Below are 17,354 nucleotides of genomic sequence, written 5' to 3'. Positions count from 1 at the left end.
AAGAAATAATGTTAGGAATTTTGTCGAAAAATATTTTTTTGACACCCCTGAAACGGCTACAACCGTTGATATATCAACATTTATAGAGGGAGGAACTAAGCATGAGCAAGATCGCTGAGGATTTAACGAAAATTGCAAGAAAATATGAAGGCTTTGAAGTGAAACCGCATCCGCAAAGCAAAAGATTATATCATATCGAATTTGACCAAGGTGTTTTGGAAGCGTTTTTTGAAAAAACAAAAGATATCATTCCACAAAACTTGGAATATGTTCCATACATGAGATTTATCGTGGCAGATTATTTAAAACAGCTTGTTGATCCTGAATTAGCGAATGTTCTTCGTACAATCCTTCATGACCGAAACACTGGAGGATTTACAGTTGGCGTTCAAGCGGCAACAAATAGCACAGATGACTATGTAGTCTTCTCAACAGCTATTACGCATCTTGTTGGAATTCCAAACTTTGACGCTATGTCTGGCAAGTATTATGCAAGATTTACTGTCAAACATACCGATAATAGTGACTCATATCTTCGTCAAGCTTATCGTTTATTTACACTTCATACGGATGGTACATTTGTTGATGAACCAACAGATTGGTTATTAATGATGAAAATGGCGGAAGAAAATGCTGTTGGAGGAGAATCACGTTTACTTCATTTAGATGATTGGGAGGATCTTGATAAATTCCGCAATCATCCGCTTGCTTCTTATAAGTTTACTTATAAGGCACCAGCAAGTAAAAATGTGACAAAAGAAGTACAAAGAGAAACATTTTATGATGTGAACAATAAACCGTGCATTTGCTTTATCGATCAATTTGTTTATCCAGAAACAATTGAGCAAGCTACTTATTTAAAAGAACTATCTGAATCATTGGAAAATGATAAGAGTGTTGTTGAGTTAAAATTACCTGTCGGCGATTTGATTATGATCAACAACACATTCTGGATGCATGGAAGAGCAGCATTTGAAGTAAATCCTGATTTACATCGTGAGCTGCTTCGTCAACGCGGTGTTTTTGCAAAACATTAAAAACATAGGAAGTAAAAAATAGCCCTTCCGCTCCAAAACGAAACAAACCTAGTAGGTAGTGAGAACAAGCTGTTACTGCTTCTTAGGAGAAATTAACAACGATTGTTTGATTGTTAGCAGGGGAACATCAATGGGCTATCGATTCGTATAGCCCATTATAAATGATTAGCAACCTAGTATTATTATGAATGTCATAGTGATGGACGTAAAAAACATTTGATTTATTCGGTACCAATTAAGAATTTCTTTTCCTTGGTGTTCATAATAAAACGATAGACGGGCATGTTGAACCATATACGCAAATTGTTGCAGTTTAAAAGAAGGGTATACGAAGGTAAAATTCCTTTCAAAGATTTCCGAGTTTAGCACAACGGCTACGATTTAACATTGAAAGTGATGAATAAACTGTCCCATTTTACGCCTTCATTATCCCGAATAATTTCTAATATTAACCATGATATCTCCATAATGATCTCTTAATCATATATATATTTTGATAGGAAGTAGAAAGCGCCATTTTTGGAAAATGAACCTGCCATGTACAGTGCGCTTTCTACTTTTCTATATTCGTTCATTCCATTTTATTATAAAATAATGTTATAAGAAAATTTATTCAATCATATTATGCAAGCATGGGGGCACAAATGATGGGAAATTTATTGTTTCTAGCAGGACATGCGCGTCTACCTCAAGGAATGGCGGCAAGAAATGTGTACGAAACATTAACGATTACAGTAGAAATTGACCGAAAATATGGTGTTATTGTCGAAGCATCTTGTACGTTAGCTACTGAACATGGCAGAGAATTTATTGGCAGACTGTTGAAAGGGATCAGCTTAAAAGACGGTCTTGAAGAACCAATCCGAATATTGCAGGAAAACTATAAAGGAAAAGGGGCAAATGCTTTAGTCGCTGCAATGAAAGATTTATATTCTCAATTTGAGCAAATAAAAGATAAATAAATGTTCAGAACCATCGTTTTGATGGTTCGTTTTTTTGTATAGTAAAGAGGTTTACATGAGAAGTATTTTGAGGTCTATTCCTTTTTCTACTAAAATGCAAAAATATTTAACTTTTCAGAAATTATTGACAATTACAACTGATACGTGATAACTTTTATTTGAAAAAGAGGAGGTGAAGACCGTTCGTGTAAGATGAAATCGATATTTGCACGTTATGAACGTTTATGAATGGAATCAATGCCGCATGCAATGTGTTAAGCAACCGAATCTATCCAAAATGAAATCCCTACAAAAAATCCACTCCTAGATTAGTTTTTGATCAATTCTAGCTGTCATCACACGTCATTTCCAGCATATATAGGAATTAAATGAAAGCGATTCCAAAATACGTACGATGAGAATCTAAAAGAAGATCTGATTTGTGCAAAAAATTATAAGCTTTCGAAGAAACATATAGCCCAAGTAGATTTCAATGATCTCAAAATGAGGGGGATGTGAAATGAAAGCAGCGAAAATTATTCAACATAAAAAACCGTTGGAAATTCAAACGGTTTCAGATCCGAAACCGGGATCAGATGATGCGGTCATTAAAGTTGAAGCTTGTGGAGTTTGCCGCAGTGATTGGCATGCTTGGCAGGGAGATTGGTCGTGGATCGGACTGTCTCCAGAATTGCCTATTACACCAGGACATGAATTTGGCGGTGTCGTGGAAGAAGTAGGAGATAATGTGAAGTCATTTCGTCCTGGTGATAGAGTCACTGTTCCGTTTCATTCTGGATGCGGTCGATGTGAATACTGTCAAAAAGGTGTACCAAATTTATGTGAAAATATTCAAATTTACGGACTAGTCTCTGGTCTTGAAGGTGGATATGCTGAGTATGTTCTAGTCCGTCATGCCGACTTTAATCTGATCAGGCTTCCTGATCATGTTGACAGTGTATCAGCCGCAGCATTAGGATGCCGTTTTATGACGGGTTATCACGGTATCGTTAGAGGAAAAGTGGAGCCTGGTGATTGGGTGGCTATACATGGTGCTGGCGGGGTCGGACTTTCTGCTATTCAAGTGGCAAATGCCTTAGGTGCTCAAGTTATAGCTGTTGATATTGATGAAGAAAAGCTTGAAATGGCCAAGCAGGAAGGCGCCATTGCTGTTGTCAATGCAAAGAAAGAAAATGTACCAGAAGCAATTAAAGAAATCACAAAAGGAGGGGCACAAGTCAGCCTAGATGCATTAGGGATAAAGGATACGGTCCTTCAATCAGTGTTGTCTTTAAGAAAAGGGGGAAGACATGTTCAAGTTGGATTAACTACGGCCGAGGAGGGAGGATTTGTTTCGATTCCAGTTGATCTCATTACAGCAAGTGAGATTGAGTTTATTGGAAGCATCGGCAACCCTAATCCTGATTACTACGGCCTTTTAAACTTAGTTTCTGCTGGACGATTAAACCCGAAACGATTAGTTGAACGGGAAATCAACTTAACCGAAGTGAACGAAGTGTTCGACAATATGACCCAATTTAAAACGAAAGGGTTTAACATTATTACATCGTTTTAATCCCTTTTCAAAAGAAATCTCCCACCTATTCGATTTTAGTAGGTGGGAGATATTTATTTCATATATGAAATGAACAAAGAATAACCTGGATGAGAAGGATAATCGAAAATTTTATTACTCTTCGTTAGAACGAACGACGAGTACATCACATTTGGCATAGCGTGTAATGTGTTCTGACACACTACCCATAAGGAGGCGTTCTACTGCATTTAAACCTGTTGCACCACATAAAATTAGATCAGCGTCAAATTTTGGAGCGATATTTTTAGCAATTTTTACTTTTGGAGATCCGTGCTCGAGATGTGTTTTCACATTTGCAACTCCAGCTTCTTTTGCTTGTTTTTCATAACTTTCAAGCAATTCCTTCCCTCTTACTTCCACTTCATCGATAATGCCTGGAGCATATACTGAAACTGAACCGTAGCGATCATCGATTACGTGGGTAATAATTAATGTAGCATTAGATTCTTTAGCTAATGACACTGCTTTTTTAAACGCTTTTTCTGCTTCTTTTGAACCATCGACTGCCACCAAAATGTTTTTATATTGGAGACTCAACGCTATTCCCCCCTAGTTTTAATAAAATTGAAAGAAAATTTTTTCTATTTTAAGAATAACATAAGTCTTTAAAAATAGTGAGATAATTTTTGTCAATTTAATAAAATATTTGTCAAAAAAAGTGTACATGATCACCAGCAAAAAATGATTGAATAAACTTAATAAAATAGTAGAAAATTTTTAAGAAGGACTTTTTGATCTAGAGTTGAATTAAAATAAGAGTAGTGTTCTTTTTCCTTATCAAACTCTCCTCATTTATGATTTTTGTCCTCATAAGTCAATTCCTTAAATTTCTTTCCAATATTATTGATGTGTTATTTTATAATAGAAAAAAACGAATAGAAGTGGTGACAAATGGATCAATCAATTTTAAAGCCGATTGTTGAAGCAACGTATTTGACGACAGAAAATGCCTGGAGATATCGGGCTATTTTACGCTATTTTTATGAGCAGCATGAAAAAATGCGGCAGTATTTATTTCCAGAGGAAGTGTTTGCTCATTTAAAGGAATACGAACCATTTCGAGATTATACGTTGGAAATGCTGACGTCTGATTTGGAACAGCTTGTCAAATGGAAAAACTTAATCGCTCGTCAAGAGACAGGAAAAGTTCGAACGATTGAAGAGTTTAAGAAAAAACGCTTTCGCTACCAATGCAGCCCTTATACAGTTGAAATTGAGAGAATGGTCAACTCGCTTGAGAAAATGGGTGATTCCTTTGGTGGATCCCTTGAAAAAACATTATTTGACCGCCTATATGAATCGATCAAAAAAGTGTTTGAACTTATTAAGCAAAGCAAGCTGCAAATGACAAGCGATGAAGAATGCTACCGTATGTGGGAGGATATTTTCGACTATTTTAAAAAAATAATTCAAAACTCCGCAGACTATATCGCTTATTTAAATAGTGAAAATATTGAAGAACGCATGATGACGGAAGCTTTTCTTGCTTATAAAGATGCTCTCACAAAGTATTTGCGCGATTTTATTATTTCCTTACAAAAAACATCCTTGCAAATTGAATTGTTGCTTGAAGATATGACGCCAAACATGGTACAACCATTCGTAACAAAGGTTGTTCATTACAAACAAAATATTCCGAGATTAGAAGATATCGCTCAAACGACGGATGATCTAATCAAAGACCATTTTGAGACCTGGTGGAGTTTAAAAGAATGGTTTTTAGGAAGAAATGGGAATGAAAGCGAGCTTTCCATGCTGCAAAACAAAACGAACGAAACCATTCGGAGAATGACACGATTTGCACAAAGGTTAGGGGAGCGGCATCATAATTTCAGAAGCCGGAAGAAAGATTACCTTCATTTAGCTGAATGGTTTTCCCGGATGGATGATGTAAAAGATGCTCATAAACTGTCTGCAACGGTTTTCGGTGTTTTTCATACAAAACATCTTTTTGCTGATATAAAGTCTACAGAGGATATTTATCGTGACATATGGGAAGAAGCACCGACAGAATTAACCATTAAGCCGCGAGTACGCCACTATCGGGAAAAGACAAAACCATCAGCCTTACAAGATCACAAATTAGAAAAAGAAATGATGATGAATCAATATTTACAGGAAAAAGAAAAAGAACAAGAAATGATTCGCCAATATATGAATGGGAATAAAATTGTGTTTCGCGAATTACCGACCATTGATGCGAATATCCGCAAAACATTGCTCTCATGGCTTGGAAAGGCGATGGCCAATAAAGACTACACAGCGAAAATTGAAACAGGGAAAAAAATTAAAGTGAAAAAAGTGGATGATTCAACGATTACATTACGTAGTGAAGATGGTGTTCTTCAAATGCCGAATTTTGAAATCCATTTTACTTAATAGATACAATTTCCCTTTTTCTGTGGAGGATGAATCATGGAAAGAGAAGCACAATTATTTGATGATAAAGCGAAAGAAGCGTTGGAAATATTATTTGAAAATTTTTGGATTTTACGGGAGGAAGAGTATGAGATTTATCAGATGATTCGCGAGCGTGAACATATTTTGCGCCGCTACATTTCCGAAAAATTCGGTTACCGCCTCATTGTTCACAGGCATTTTATTAAACTTGAAAAAATCCCAGTAGAACCTGAAAGCTGGATGGGAATTCAAAACTTTAAAGAAACGATGGACTATGCGTTATTTTGCTGCCTGCTTGCTTTTTTAGAAAATAAATCCGTTGACGAGCAATTTTTATTATCAGAGCTTTGTGAGGAATTGCAAGGGATGTATCCTGGACCGCTCACCTTAGATTGGACGAATTACGAACATCGAAAATCGTTAATTCGTGTCATGCAAGCAGCTAAAGACTTTCAAATCATTAAAGTCATTGATGGAGAAATCCTTGGATTTCAAATGAATGATGAAGAAGAAGTTTTATATGAAGTACCAATTATTTCTCGCTATTTTATGAGATCTTATCCGAAAGACCTTTTTCAATATCAAACAATGGAAGAAATACTCGAACAAGAATGGCAATCGTCACCATCTGAAATGAGGCGTCATCGTGTGTACCGAAAATTGTTTTTATCACCTGTTACGTACCGAACATCACAGGATGATCCTGATTTTTATTATTTACGAAATTTCCGCAATCGCATTCGAGAAGATATTGAAAAGCATACGGACTTTCAGTTTGAACTCTACAAAAATGCTGCTTTATTAACGTTATCAGAAAGAAGAGCCCGATTTACGTTATTTCCAGATCAAAAAGCCATTATGGACATTTTACTACAGTTTGCCTCTTTGATCAGAGAACAATTGGAAGAATTTGAATGCAATGAATTTGGACAAATGCGTTTGACACAAGCCGATTTCGAGCAGCTAATCAAAAGTTGTAGTGAAAAATATAAGCATGGTTGGAGCAAGACGTATCGGGAAGGGTCCTTAAAGCAAATAGGAAAAGAACTGCTTGAAGTCATGATAGATTGGAAGCTGGCGAGTATCGAAGAGGAGACAGGAATGATTCTTTTATATCCATTACTCGGAAGAACGATCGGGCACTATCCGAAAGATTTTGTTAGGAGTGAAGAAAAGTGACAGCACAAAACCAATGGCAGATGAAACGGGCTGGGGTCGTGAACTTTTGGTACTATGATGAAGAAATTTTTCAATTTGCTGATGGAAAGCTTCTTTTAAGAGGAAGTAATGGTTCAGGAAAGTCGGTGACGATGCAAAGCTTTCTACCCGTTTTATTAGATGGCAAAAAAAGTCCTGACCGCCTTGATCCATTCGGCTCCAAAGCAAGAAAAATGGAAGACTATCTATTAGGGGAAAAAGAAGTGACGGAAAGAGATGAAAGAACTGGATATTTATTTATGGAGTATAAGAGAAAAAACACGGCGCAATATATTACCACCGGGATCGGTCTTCGAGCAAAGCGACACAAAAATATGGATTTTTGGGGATTTGTCATCACAGATAATCGCCGAATTGGCTATGATTTATTTTTATATAAAGAAGAGAAAATCGGTTCATCTAGCCAAAAAGTTCCCTTAACCAAAAAAGAATTGGAATTGAAAATCGGCGAAGGCGGCAGGGTCGTACAATCACAAAAAGAATACATGGAGCTCGTTAATAAGTATATTTTTGGGTTTGAAACACTTGAGGCTTATGATGAATTAATTAAGTTGTTAATCCAGCTTCGCAGTCCAAAGCTTTCAAAAGACTTTAAACCGACTGTTATATATGGTATTCTTGAAAATTCTTTACCAGAATTGTCAGACGATGAGCTTCGTCCACTTTCCGACACCATAGAAAATATGGATCAAACGAAGCAGCAACTCGAACAATTAGAAAGAGATAAACGGGCGCTTGAAAGGTTGTGTGCCCATTATGATGCTTATAACCAATACATGTTGGCGGAAAAAGCAGCGGAATACGTGAAAGCAAGAAAAACTTTGCAAAAAAAGAAGGAAGAAGAAAAAGCACTCCAAGAGACGATCAAGGAATTAAATGAAAAATTTACAGAATGTATAGCTGAACAAAATAAATTAAAAACAGATAAAGAAGTATACACAGAAACGAAAAAGCAGCTGGAAAAGCATGAGGTATTTGATGCAGAGCAAGAAAAATTGTTAACAGAAAAGAAATTAGCCAGCTTAAAAGATGAAGGGAATAAAAAAGAATTTGCACTAAACGTGAAAGAGAAACGTGAAAGACAGCTGAGAGAATCGATCCAAGAACAAATGGATGAGCATCATGAATTCCAGGAGAAAATGAATGAATTATTAGAAGAAATGGAAACCGATGCATTGGAAGCTTCTTTTTCGAATCACGAAATAAATGCCGAAGACTTTAAGCGCCATATGGAAGGGGAATTTGATTTTATTGTTTGGAAAAAGGAAGCAGAAGTTTATGAAGAGAATTTACGAAAGATTTTAGCCAAATGGCAAGAATACAATCGCGAAAAGCAGCGATTTGATGATGCAAGCCGTGAATATGGTGAAGCGCAAAAAAGGCTTGATCAAACGAGATATGAAGAAAGGAAATGGCTTTCATTATTTGAGGAAGAAAAAAATCAACTCCATGAAGCATTCATTCGTTGGGTAAGCGACCATCCGTATTTTGAAATAAGTGAAGATCAAATGCAGCAGACACTTCACCGCATCCAAGACTTATATGAACCTTATGCTTTTGAAGAAGCCAAACATCCCTTTGTCGTAAAATATGAAGAGCTAAAGCAGCAATATGGAACAGAGAAATTACAACAAGCACACCAAATTTCCATTCTTGACAAAGAAATAAAGGAGAAGAAGTTAGAGTTAGAGGAATGGAAACAAAAAAAAGATCCAGAGCCTCCGCGGCATGTTCTGACCATTGAAGCAAGAAAAGAACTGGAGGAAAAAAGGATCCCATTTGTTCCTTTCTATCAAGCGGTTGAATTTCACGATGATGTAAGCGAGGATTTGCGTGAACGAGTGGAATCGGCTCTTTATGCGACGGGGTTGTTGGATGCGTTAATTGTTCCTAATGAGTATGATCATATGGTAACGAAGCATGATAAAATCATTCAAGCAAATCCGGTTCGAAATGATCAACATACATTAGCAGCTTGGTTAAAGCCTGACTTACCGGAAAGTTCCAAGATCTCCAAAGAGGAAGTAGAGAAGGTATTATCGAGCATTGTTGTCGATGGTGAGAAGAAGAATGGTGAAACCGTTGTTTATTCAGATGGGCGATACAAAATTGGCTTAATAGCCGGTCATAGTCCAACAAATGATGCACAGTTTATCGGCAGTCAAGCACGTGAGCGTTATCGAAAGCAAAAAATAGAACAAATTCAAGAGGAATTATCGCTTTTACAGAAAAAACGCGAGGAATGGCAAGAGAAGTATGAACAAACGATGCAAATGATAAATGAAATCGAGGTTTCCTTTACACAATTTCCAACAGAACGAGATGCAAAAGAAGCCTTTTCTAATCTACAAGCGGTTCGCCATCGATTAAAAAATGATGAAGAAGAGGTTCAGAAGCGGAATGAAAAAGTAAAGGAAGCGCATAGACGGTGGGACAAAATTAGATATGAACTAAACGAATGGACAAAAGATATGAACATTGAAGCAAATGAACAAGCCTTTCATTCAGCACATGCTTTTATGCAATCATACTTGAAACAGTTACAGTCTCTTCAAGTCACGTTTACAGCATTTGCTCGAAATCGTACTTATTTACAGTCACAAAAGAAAAATTTAGAAGAAGTAATGGAAGACATCGATAGTTTAAAAGGGGAATTAAATATACTAAAGGATCGAATGGATAAAGAAACCTTAAAGCTTGAACAGCTTCAAAAACGTTTACAAGAACTTGGAGCGGAAGATATACGCCGCCAAATTCAAGAAGTAACCGAAATGCTAGAAAAAATTGAAGAGAGGCTACCGAAATTAGGGGAGTTGGCTGTTTCTTATACAAAAGATCGAGAAACGGCAGAAGAAAAACAGAAAATCATATTAGATGAGTTAACTCACTTAGAGAAACTAGATGCTTGTTGGGAGGAATTGTTCGAAGAGGAAGTAGGGTTGCGCTTCGTGTTAAATGAGGAGGAGGAAGGGGAAAATATTTATGAGCTTGCGAAAAATATTCAGCGTACATATGCTGATTTATTAAAGAAAGAAACGCGAGGGTCGATTTCAGAAAAATTAACGAAATGTTTTTTCCAAGAACAGCAGACGCTTGTCGAATATCGTTTGACAGAAGAGATGTGGGGGAAAACCTTGGATATAGATGAATTTGAAGGGATTTCTGAGGAAATGAGCATGAAATGGAACTCCCTTCACGAAAAGGCACGAAGAACGATTTTACTATTAGAATTTAAAGGGAAACGTGTGAGCCCGTATTATGTTTTAAAAGAGATTGAGCATGATATCATCACACAGCAAGAAGTGTTAAATGAAACAGATCGTGAATTATATGAAGAAATTATTTTAAATAGTGTTGGGAGAATTTTACGTGCCCGTATTCACCGTGCCGAACGATGGGTGAAAAAAATAAACGATTTGATGGAAAAGCGAGATACTTCTTCAGGTTTGACGTTTTCGATTAAATGGCGTCCGAAAACAGCAGAAGTAGAAGAAGAAATGGACACAAAAGATTTAGTCGATTTATTGAGATCAGATCCGAGATTGTTAAAAGAAGAGGACATGAAAAGGATAACGAATCATTTCCGCTCGAAAATTACGAGAGCAAGAGAGTTATCTTTATCAGAAGGGTACGGAGCGACTTTGCATCAAGTCATTAAAGAAATATTAGATTATCGGAAATGGTTTGCGTTTACCCTTTATTATAAAAGGGAAGGAGAGCCGAAGAGAGAATTAACGAATCATGTCTTTTTCACGTTCAGCGGCGGGGAGAAGGCAATGGCCATGTACATCCCGTTGTTTTCAGCTGCCTATTCTCGCTATCAAGAAGCAAGTCTAGATGCTCCATATATTATTTCGCTCGATGAAGCGTTTGCTGGAGTGGATGAAAACAATATTCGTGATATGTTTGAATTAGTGGAAGAGCTTGGTTTTAATTATATCATGAATTCCCAAGCGCTATGGGGAGATTATGACACGGTTTCAAGCTTGTCTATTTGCGAGCTTGTTCGTCCGAAAAACGCTCCATTTGTTACGGTGATTCGTTATTTTTGGAACGGTTCGCAACGAAAGCTATTAATGGATGAATGGGAAGAAGAGGCGATGAAAGTTTGACACAACTACACGAATTTGTCACCTATTTAAAAGAGGAGTCTGGTTTCGACCGGCTCCTTCCGAAACTCATTGAACGTTATCGCCAATTAGGCCGGATTGGGGGAAGCGTGAAGCTCACCCATTTACAACCAAATGAAAAAATGGCTTTTACGACCTTTTTTCGAAAAGACTATACCCATCAATCTTCTGCAACGATTTCATTTGCTCTTTTTGAAAAAGCATTATCTAAAACAAAATATGCTCACCTTGAGATAAAAGATATTCTCGAAGCGTATGCAGGAGAAAAGCTTGTAACGAAAGTGGAGGAAAAAGAACAATACGAATTACAAAAAGAAGCATTTTTTCAACAATTAATCGATGAAAATCCCCATGCATCTCGTTGGCTCCATTTTGTCAAAAATAAAGGAAGGGGAACGCGATTTCTCCATTCCTTATATGATGAAAATTGCCAGTTATTAAGAGCGATTCTTCAACATGTTTGCCAAGCGCTCAAAAAATTACCAAGCGGAAACCGTTTTGAACGGTTGCCGTTTTTTGCTCAAAAAATCACGAAAAATCCCCATGCATTTGACCTTGATGGTGAACAAGGAAAAGCATTATTGCATGCATTACAGTTTCATTTATACGAAAAAGGGGAAATCTCGTTTATTTACAGCCAATTAACATCAGAAGAAGCAAATGACATTTTACAATCGTTTCATCTTTTACGTGATGATTTATTAAATTTTGTGACTTGTATCGGGCTTATAGGAACGACGAAGAAAGGGGATTATGAGCTATTTCAAGCCGCAAATCGCGAACAAGCTGCCCTAAATTTACCTTTAAGAGAAGTCGTAAAGCTAACCACTTGTCGTCCGATTATGGGAAATGCCGTTTTTATTGTGGAAAATTCCGGTGTTTGTTCAACAATTTTAGATCGTTGGCCATTTCCAGAGCCACCTCCACTTATTTGTACACATGGACAATTTAAATTAGCTGCTTTATTATTAATTGATCTTTTGGTGAAAGAAAATGTAACCATATATTATTCCGGCGATTTTGATGGAGAAGGCTTGCAAATGGCACAGCGGCTAAAAAAACGATCACCCGAACATGTGAAGCTTTGGCGCTACAGCTTAAAAGACTATCAACATTGTATATCCAATAAAGATTTAGAGAACGAACGCCTCTCCCGCCTCAATATGATTGATCTTCCCGAGCTAATGGAAGTAAAAGAAGAGATGATCAATCAGAAAAAAGCCGGATACCAAGAAGAATTAATAGACGAACTAATTCATGATATGAAAATCATTTGTTAAAAAAATCGAAGGGCCATAAAAACCCTTCGTTTTAAATAGTTACCCTCTTATCAAATTAATAAATACGATGATAATTCCAATCGGGACGATCCACTTCATAAGCCATCTCCATGCTGAGTAGAGAGCATTAGGGAAGTTCCCAGCAAGTAAAAATTCTTGTTTCACAAGTTCTTTATCCATTTTGTGGACGATAAATAAGCTAATGAATAAGCATCCGATTGGAAGAAGAATGTTGCTGACGAGATAATCTGTCGCATCAAAGACTGTTTTGCCGAAAATTTGAAAATCAGCGAGTGCACTAAATGATAAGGCAGCAGGAATTCCGGCAATAAAAACAATTAATCCAGATGTTAAAGAGACAGCTTTTCTGGAACGTGTTCCCTTTGCTGTAAAAGCGGACACGATAATTTCCAGTAAGCTAAATGAACTCGTTAATGTAGCGAATAAAAACAGTAATAGGAACAAGCTTAAAAAGAGTTCACCAAACGGCATTTGTGAAAAAACGGTTGGCAGTACGATGAATAATAGTCCAGGTCCTTCGGCTGGCTCTAGTCCGAATGAAAATACGGCTGGGAAAATCGCAAGACCAGCTAACATGGAAACGAAAATATTCATCAGCGCTACCCAGCTTGCTGATGATGGCAGGCTGACATTTTGATCTAAATAAGAGCTGTACGTAACCATACACGAAAATCCAACGGCTAAGGCGAAAAAGGATTGTCCTAATGCATATAAAATGGCCTCGCTTGTTATATTTTCAAAGTTTGGTGTTAGGAAAAAGCGAACACCTTCCATCGCTCCTTCTAATGTAAGTGAACGGACAACGAGAATGATAAAAAAGATGAATAATAACGGCATTAAATATTTATTCGCTTTTTCAATACCATTTTGAATCCCAAATGATAACACAATTACATTAATGAGTAAAAAGAGAGCAAGACCGAGAAGCGTAATCATAGGATTTGAAATGATACTACCGAATAAGTCAGGGTAATTTGTGGCATCGGTAATGAGCATCCCTGGTACAGATAAAGCGGAATAAATGAGAACCCAGCCACCAGCAACGCTATAAAATGATAAAAGAAGGAAGCAGCCAATCACACCTAAACGGCCAACCCATACCCAATTCGTGTTCGGAGCAAGCTTTCGATAAGCACTGATCGCTTCTTTTCCAGCCCCGCGGCCAATAATAAATTCAGAGATCAACATCGGAAGACCTATTAATAGCGTGAATGCAATAAAAATTAAAAAGAAAGCTCCACCGCCACTCATCCCCGTTACGTATGGGAACTTCCATATTGCACCTAGTCCAATAGCGGCACCTGCTGAAGAAAGAATAAATCCTAATTTAGAAGACCATTGTTCTTTTCTCCCATCCATATTTTTCAAACTCCTTTACAGTTGAGATCATTTTTATTATCTCGCTCCTTCTCGTATCAGTAGATTATAAACGAAAGAACGGGATGTGTACCATTAGCCATTCTAGCAAGATTGCATGACAATGATAAACAATAAACAAGACGTTTGCAAAAAATACGTTTAAATTTAGGGATAAATCGACCTATACATGAGTACGACCTTGTTGCATTGGAATAGTTAATAAAAATATGAAGATTCAAAAATTTTCATACAATCCTTGATAAAGATCGTAACATTTCTTAGAACCGACTGAGTGTCATGGCAGCTCTAAGAGTTTTTATAGGCAGAGAAGGCAGGTGAAAAAAGCCTTCTCATATGCTTAAAGTTTTGTCCGAATGTTCCACAATTCAGGGAAGAAGCAGTGATCAAGCACCTTTTTTAAATATCCAACACCAGATGAGCCTCCTGTTCCCATTTTGTGGCCGATAATGCGTTCAACCGTTTTCATGTGGCGGAAGCGCCATTGTTGAATCCAATCTTCAATATCGATAAGTTTTTCCGCGAGCTGATATAAATTCCAATATTTTTCAACCTCTTGGTATACAGAAAGCCATGCATGTTCAACGGATGAATCTCCTTTATAAGGCTTGGAGTAATCACGCTCTAAAAGATCTGGATTAATATCGAAGCCTGCTTTTGCTAATTGTTGAATCGCTACATCATAAAGGCTTGGCGCTTGATAGGCTTCCTGCAGCTCTTTTAATAAATCGGGATCTTTTTTATAAATTTTTAATATATGGTCAGATTTATAGCCTAATGCAAATTCAATCATGCGGTATTGATAGGACTGAAATCCGGATGCTTGTCCGAGTTTATCGCGAAACTCCATGTATTCTGAAGGAGTTAACGTTGATAACACATCCCATGCATAAATAATTTGCGACTGGATTTTAGAAACTCGAGCTAACATTTTAAACGCTGGATCGAGATGATCTTGTTCGATATGCCAAATAGAAGCCCGAATTTCGTGAAGAATAAGCTTCATCCATAATTCGCTCACTTGATGAATGATAATAAAAAGCATTTCATCATGGTGATCGGATAACCGATGCTGACTCGATAAAATTTGATCAAGCTGTAAGTATTCACCATAAGTCATGCGATTTTTAAAATCAGTATGAATGCTTCGTTCTTTTTCCATTTCTGATAGGTGCTTCTTCATTTACATCCCCTCCGAATTTATACGTTTCACGACTGCTCGAACTGGACTCCCATCTGCTCCCATGATTGGAAGCGGTAGAGCAATCAGTTCATAATCTCCTGGTTCAATATGGCGGAGAACGATATTTTCTAAAATCATTATTCCGTGTTGATAAAGTGCATGATGTGCCACCATTTCCTTGCTATCAAGCGGATCAACAGAAGGTATATCGACACCGACAAGCTTAATTCCGCATTTTTGTAAAAAGGGAGCAAGATCCGGCAAAAGATACGGAATGTTGATCGGGAATTGATTAGGATTATTTTCTGGTGAAGTGCGCAACAGCAAATGATCGACCCCATTTAAGTCCACATCATGAAGCTCTTTTGCGCCAATTTTTTCATAGTGAGACACATCAACCATTTTCGCTTTACCGATAAAAAGATTGACATCTAAATCATGAATTTTCTCCCCGTGATTAATAAAGTGAAATGGAGCGTCAACATGTGTACCAGTATGCAGGCTTGTTATGATTTTCCCAATATTGACAGAGCCTGTTCGAGATTTCGAAAAAGAAATTTCATAGGAAAATGGTGTATCTCCTGGCCAGTGGGCAATGCCATTATGAAGCGGTTGTGAAATGTCGATCCACTTCGTCATGCGACCACTTCCCGTTTGTTTTCATATTTTTTATACTGTTCGTTTTTCATAATGTCTTTTAAAATTTGTACTGTTCGCCAAACTTCTTCAAACGTGTTGTAAAGGGCAACTGGTGCAAGACGAATGCCGTTTGGTGCTCGAAAATCAGGAATGACTCCTGCATCTTTTAATGCTTTACAGATGCGGGCTGCTTCTTGATGCTCTAAAAAGATATGACCGCCTCGTTTTTCGTCTTCAAGTGGGTTTCCGAACGTAAATCCGTATTCATTTAATTCCTGTTTGATTAAATCGATCATAAATTGTGTTAATTGTAGTGATTTTTTACGAATTTTTTCGATCCCAGCTTCTTCGAAAATTTCCAAGGAGCCGATTAAAGGTGCGACACTTAAAATGTGCGGTGTACCGATTTGATAAGCTCCGGCATCAAGCGCAGGGGTTAATGTATGCTCCATATCAAATTGTTTTTCTTTATGAGAGCTAAACCAACCGGCAAGTCCAGGTGTTTTTCCAAAATGCTTTTCATTAACATAAAGTGCTGCAACACTGCCTGGTCCTCCATTTAAATGCTTATAAGTACACCAAAACGCAAAATCAACATCCCATTCATCTAATGCATGTGGAATGGAACCGATGGAATGGCATAAATCAAAACCGATGAGAATATTCCGCTTATGTGCTTCTTCAGTTAAGCGCTTCATATTTAATATTTGTCCACTTCTGTATAAAACACTAGGTAAAACAATTAAGGCTACCTCATCTGTCATCTGTTCGATGATGTCATCTTCACACAGTGTGTTGCCGTCTAAGCTCTTTACGCGAATTAAATGTTCAGAAGGATCATAGCCTTTTAGCTTTAATTGGCTCTGCAAGACATAAATGTCTGAAGGGAAGTTCAGTTCATCTGCTAATATTTTTGTTTTCTTCCCTTCAGGTTGATAAAATGTTGATACTAATTGATGCATATTAACAGTTGTGGAACCGCTTACAATTACTTCATTAGGCTTTGCACCGACTAATGGAGCCATTTTACTTCCTAATGTTTCGGATAAATAAAACCAAGGATACTCGCCAGATGTCCAGCCGTCAATTCCATATTTTTTCCAAGATTCTAAGATCGAAAGAAGAGATTTTTCAGCACGTTTGGACAATAAGCCGAGCGAATTTCCGTCAAGATAAACAACATCTTCTTGAACATAAAACTCGTCTCGAAATGATTGAAGATCATCTTCCTTGTCTAATTGTTGGGCGTATTCACGTGTTAAGGTCATCAAATCACTCCAAGCACAAAATTTTCATTCTTTTTCTAATAATTTAAATATAAGGTTTAATTGACATGATGTCAATGATATAATATCAGTAAAAAACAGGAAAGTGCTATAATAATACATAAATGCACAAGTGTTGATTATCCATTATTTTACTTAAAATACAGAATCGTATGGCAGAAAAGCTAGAAATAGAGCTATCTCAACTGGTTATTATTGGTTAATCAACACGCCTGACATAAATGATTTGTTTGAAAGGGTAGAGG

General features: G+C 37.1%; 12 protein-coding genes. 7 read left to right on the top strand and 5 right to left on the bottom strand.

Features of this window, described 5'->3' with window-relative positions; translation table 11 throughout:
* The first annotated feature begins 101 nt into the window (after positions 1–101).
* The 3 genes from glaH to J2S06_RS13605 all read left to right on the top strand — a co-directional run bounded on the left by glaH (position 102) and on the right by J2S06_RS13605 (position 3,554).
* Positions 102–1,037, top strand: coding sequence for a glutarate dioxygenase GlaH (gene glaH / locus J2S06_RS13615; RefSeq protein WP_419152640.1), 936 nt, complete (start codon positions 102–104; stop codon positions 1,035–1,037).
* A gap of 647 nt (positions 1,038–1,684) precedes the next feature.
* Positions 1,685–1,999 carry a DUF3870 domain-containing protein gene (locus tag J2S06_RS13610; RefSeq protein WP_235356934.1) on the top strand — a complete coding sequence of 105 codons (315 nt, stop codon included), beginning with the start codon at positions 1,685–1,687 and terminating at the stop codon, positions 1,997–1,999.
* Between the two features lie 499 nt (positions 2,000–2,498).
* A complete protein-coding gene (locus J2S06_RS13605; protein ID WP_044747429.1) occupies positions 2,499–3,554 on the top strand; it encodes a zinc-dependent alcohol dehydrogenase family protein in 1,056 nt (351 codons plus the stop codon).
* A 114-nt stretch (positions 3,555–3,668) separates the two neighbouring features.
* Here the strand turns inward: J2S06_RS13605 and J2S06_RS13600 are convergent, their stop codons facing one another.
* Positions 3,669–4,118 carry a universal stress protein gene (locus J2S06_RS13600; protein WP_419152643.1) on the bottom strand — a complete coding sequence of 150 codons (450 nt, stop codon included), beginning with the start codon at positions 4,116–4,118 and terminating at the stop codon, positions 3,669–3,671.
* Between the two features lie 348 nt (positions 4,119–4,466).
* Here J2S06_RS13600 and J2S06_RS13595 point away from each other — a divergent pair, with 348 nt between their 5' ends.
* From J2S06_RS13595 to J2S06_RS13580, 4 genes are read left to right on the top strand one after another with little or no spacing between them, the layout of a single operon-like run.
* Positions 4,467–5,954, top strand: coding sequence for a TIGR02677 family protein (locus tag J2S06_RS13595; RefSeq protein ID WP_419152639.1), 1,488 nt, complete (start codon positions 4,467–4,469; stop codon positions 5,952–5,954).
* A 36-nt stretch (positions 5,955–5,990) separates the two neighbouring features.
* Positions 5,991–7,154 (top strand): TIGR02678 family protein, encoded by a 1,164-nt coding sequence (locus J2S06_RS13590; RefSeq protein ID WP_419152638.1) that lies wholly within the window; start codon positions 5,991–5,993, stop codon positions 7,152–7,154.
* 20 nt (positions 7,155–7,174) lie between these two features.
* The gene (locus tag J2S06_RS13585) at positions 7,175–11,305 is read left to right on the top strand and encodes a TIGR02680 family protein (protein ID WP_419152642.1); all 4,131 of its coding nucleotides are present in this window, start codon (positions 7,175–7,177) and stop codon (positions 11,303–11,305) included.
* A complete protein-coding gene (locus J2S06_RS13580) occupies positions 11,302–12,603 on the top strand; it encodes a TIGR02679 family protein (protein ID WP_419152637.1) in 1,302 nt (433 codons plus the stop codon). The genes J2S06_RS13585 and J2S06_RS13580 overlap by 4 nt, the downstream gene beginning before the upstream one ends.
* Before the next feature lie 39 nt (positions 12,604–12,642).
* Here the strand turns inward: J2S06_RS13580 and J2S06_RS13575 are convergent, their stop codons facing one another.
* From J2S06_RS13575 to kynU, 4 genes are all read right to left on the bottom strand, one after another.
* A complete protein-coding gene (locus tag J2S06_RS13575; RefSeq protein WP_419152636.1) occupies positions 12,643–13,983 on the bottom strand; it encodes a sodium-dependent transporter in 1,341 nt (446 codons plus the stop codon).
* A 358-nt stretch (positions 13,984–14,341) separates the two neighbouring features.
* Positions 14,342–15,184 (bottom strand): tryptophan 2,3-dioxygenase, encoded by an 843-nt coding sequence (gene kynA / locus J2S06_RS13570; protein WP_419152635.1) that lies wholly within the window; start codon positions 15,182–15,184, stop codon positions 14,342–14,344.
* A complete protein-coding gene (gene kynB / locus J2S06_RS13565; RefSeq protein ID WP_419152634.1) occupies positions 15,185–15,823 on the bottom strand; it encodes an arylformamidase in 639 nt (212 codons plus the stop codon).
* Positions 15,820–17,091, bottom strand: a complete 1,272-nt coding sequence (kynU, locus tag J2S06_RS13560; RefSeq protein WP_419152633.1) for a kynureninase — start codon at positions 17,089–17,091, stop codon at positions 15,820–15,822. Before kynU ends, kynB begins: the two co-directional genes overlap by 4 nt.
* Positions 17,092–17,354: the final 263 nt, after the last annotated feature.

This window comes from Bacillus alveayuensis (assembly GCA_030812955.1).
GTDB lineage: Bacteria > Bacillota > Bacilli > Bacillales > Aeribacillaceae > Bacillus_CB > Bacillus_CB alveayuensis.
The sequence above is the reverse complement of the archived record's forward strand: the minus strand, read 5'-3'. Positions and strand labels throughout refer to the sequence as shown.

Bases quoted from the DNA above. Each gene is read 5' to 3' on its own strand.
- J2S06_RS13610 (WP_235356934.1), top strand. From the start codon at position 1,685: ATGGGAAATTTATTGTTTCTAGCAGGACATGCGCGTCTACCTCAAGGA.
- kynU (WP_419152633.1), bottom strand. From the start codon at position 17,091: ATGACCTTAACACGTGAATACGCCCAACAATTAGACAAGGAAGATGAT.
- J2S06_RS13575 (WP_419152636.1), bottom strand. From the start codon at position 13,983: ATGGATGGGAGAAAAGAACAATGGTCTTCTAAATTAGGATTTATTCTT.
- J2S06_RS13590 (WP_419152638.1), top strand. From the start codon at position 5,991: ATGGAAAGAGAAGCACAATTATTTGATGATAAAGCGAAAGAAGCGTTG.
- kynB (WP_419152634.1), bottom strand. From the start codon at position 15,823: ATGACGAAGTGGATCGACATTTCACAACCGCTTCATAATGGCATTGCC.
- kynA (WP_419152635.1), bottom strand. From the start codon at position 15,184: ATGAAGAAGCACCTATCAGAAATGGAAAAAGAACGAAGCATTCATACT.
- J2S06_RS13605 (WP_044747429.1), top strand. From the start codon at position 2,499: ATGAAAGCAGCGAAAATTATTCAACATAAAAAACCGTTGGAAATTCAA.
- glaH (WP_419152640.1), top strand. From the start codon at position 102: ATGAGCAAGATCGCTGAGGATTTAACGAAAATTGCAAGAAAATATGAA.
- J2S06_RS13595 (WP_419152639.1), top strand. From the start codon at position 4,467: ATGGATCAATCAATTTTAAAGCCGATTGTTGAAGCAACGTATTTGACG.
- J2S06_RS13585 (WP_419152642.1), top strand. From the start codon at position 7,175: ATGAAACGGGCTGGGGTCGTGAACTTTTGGTACTATGATGAAGAAATT.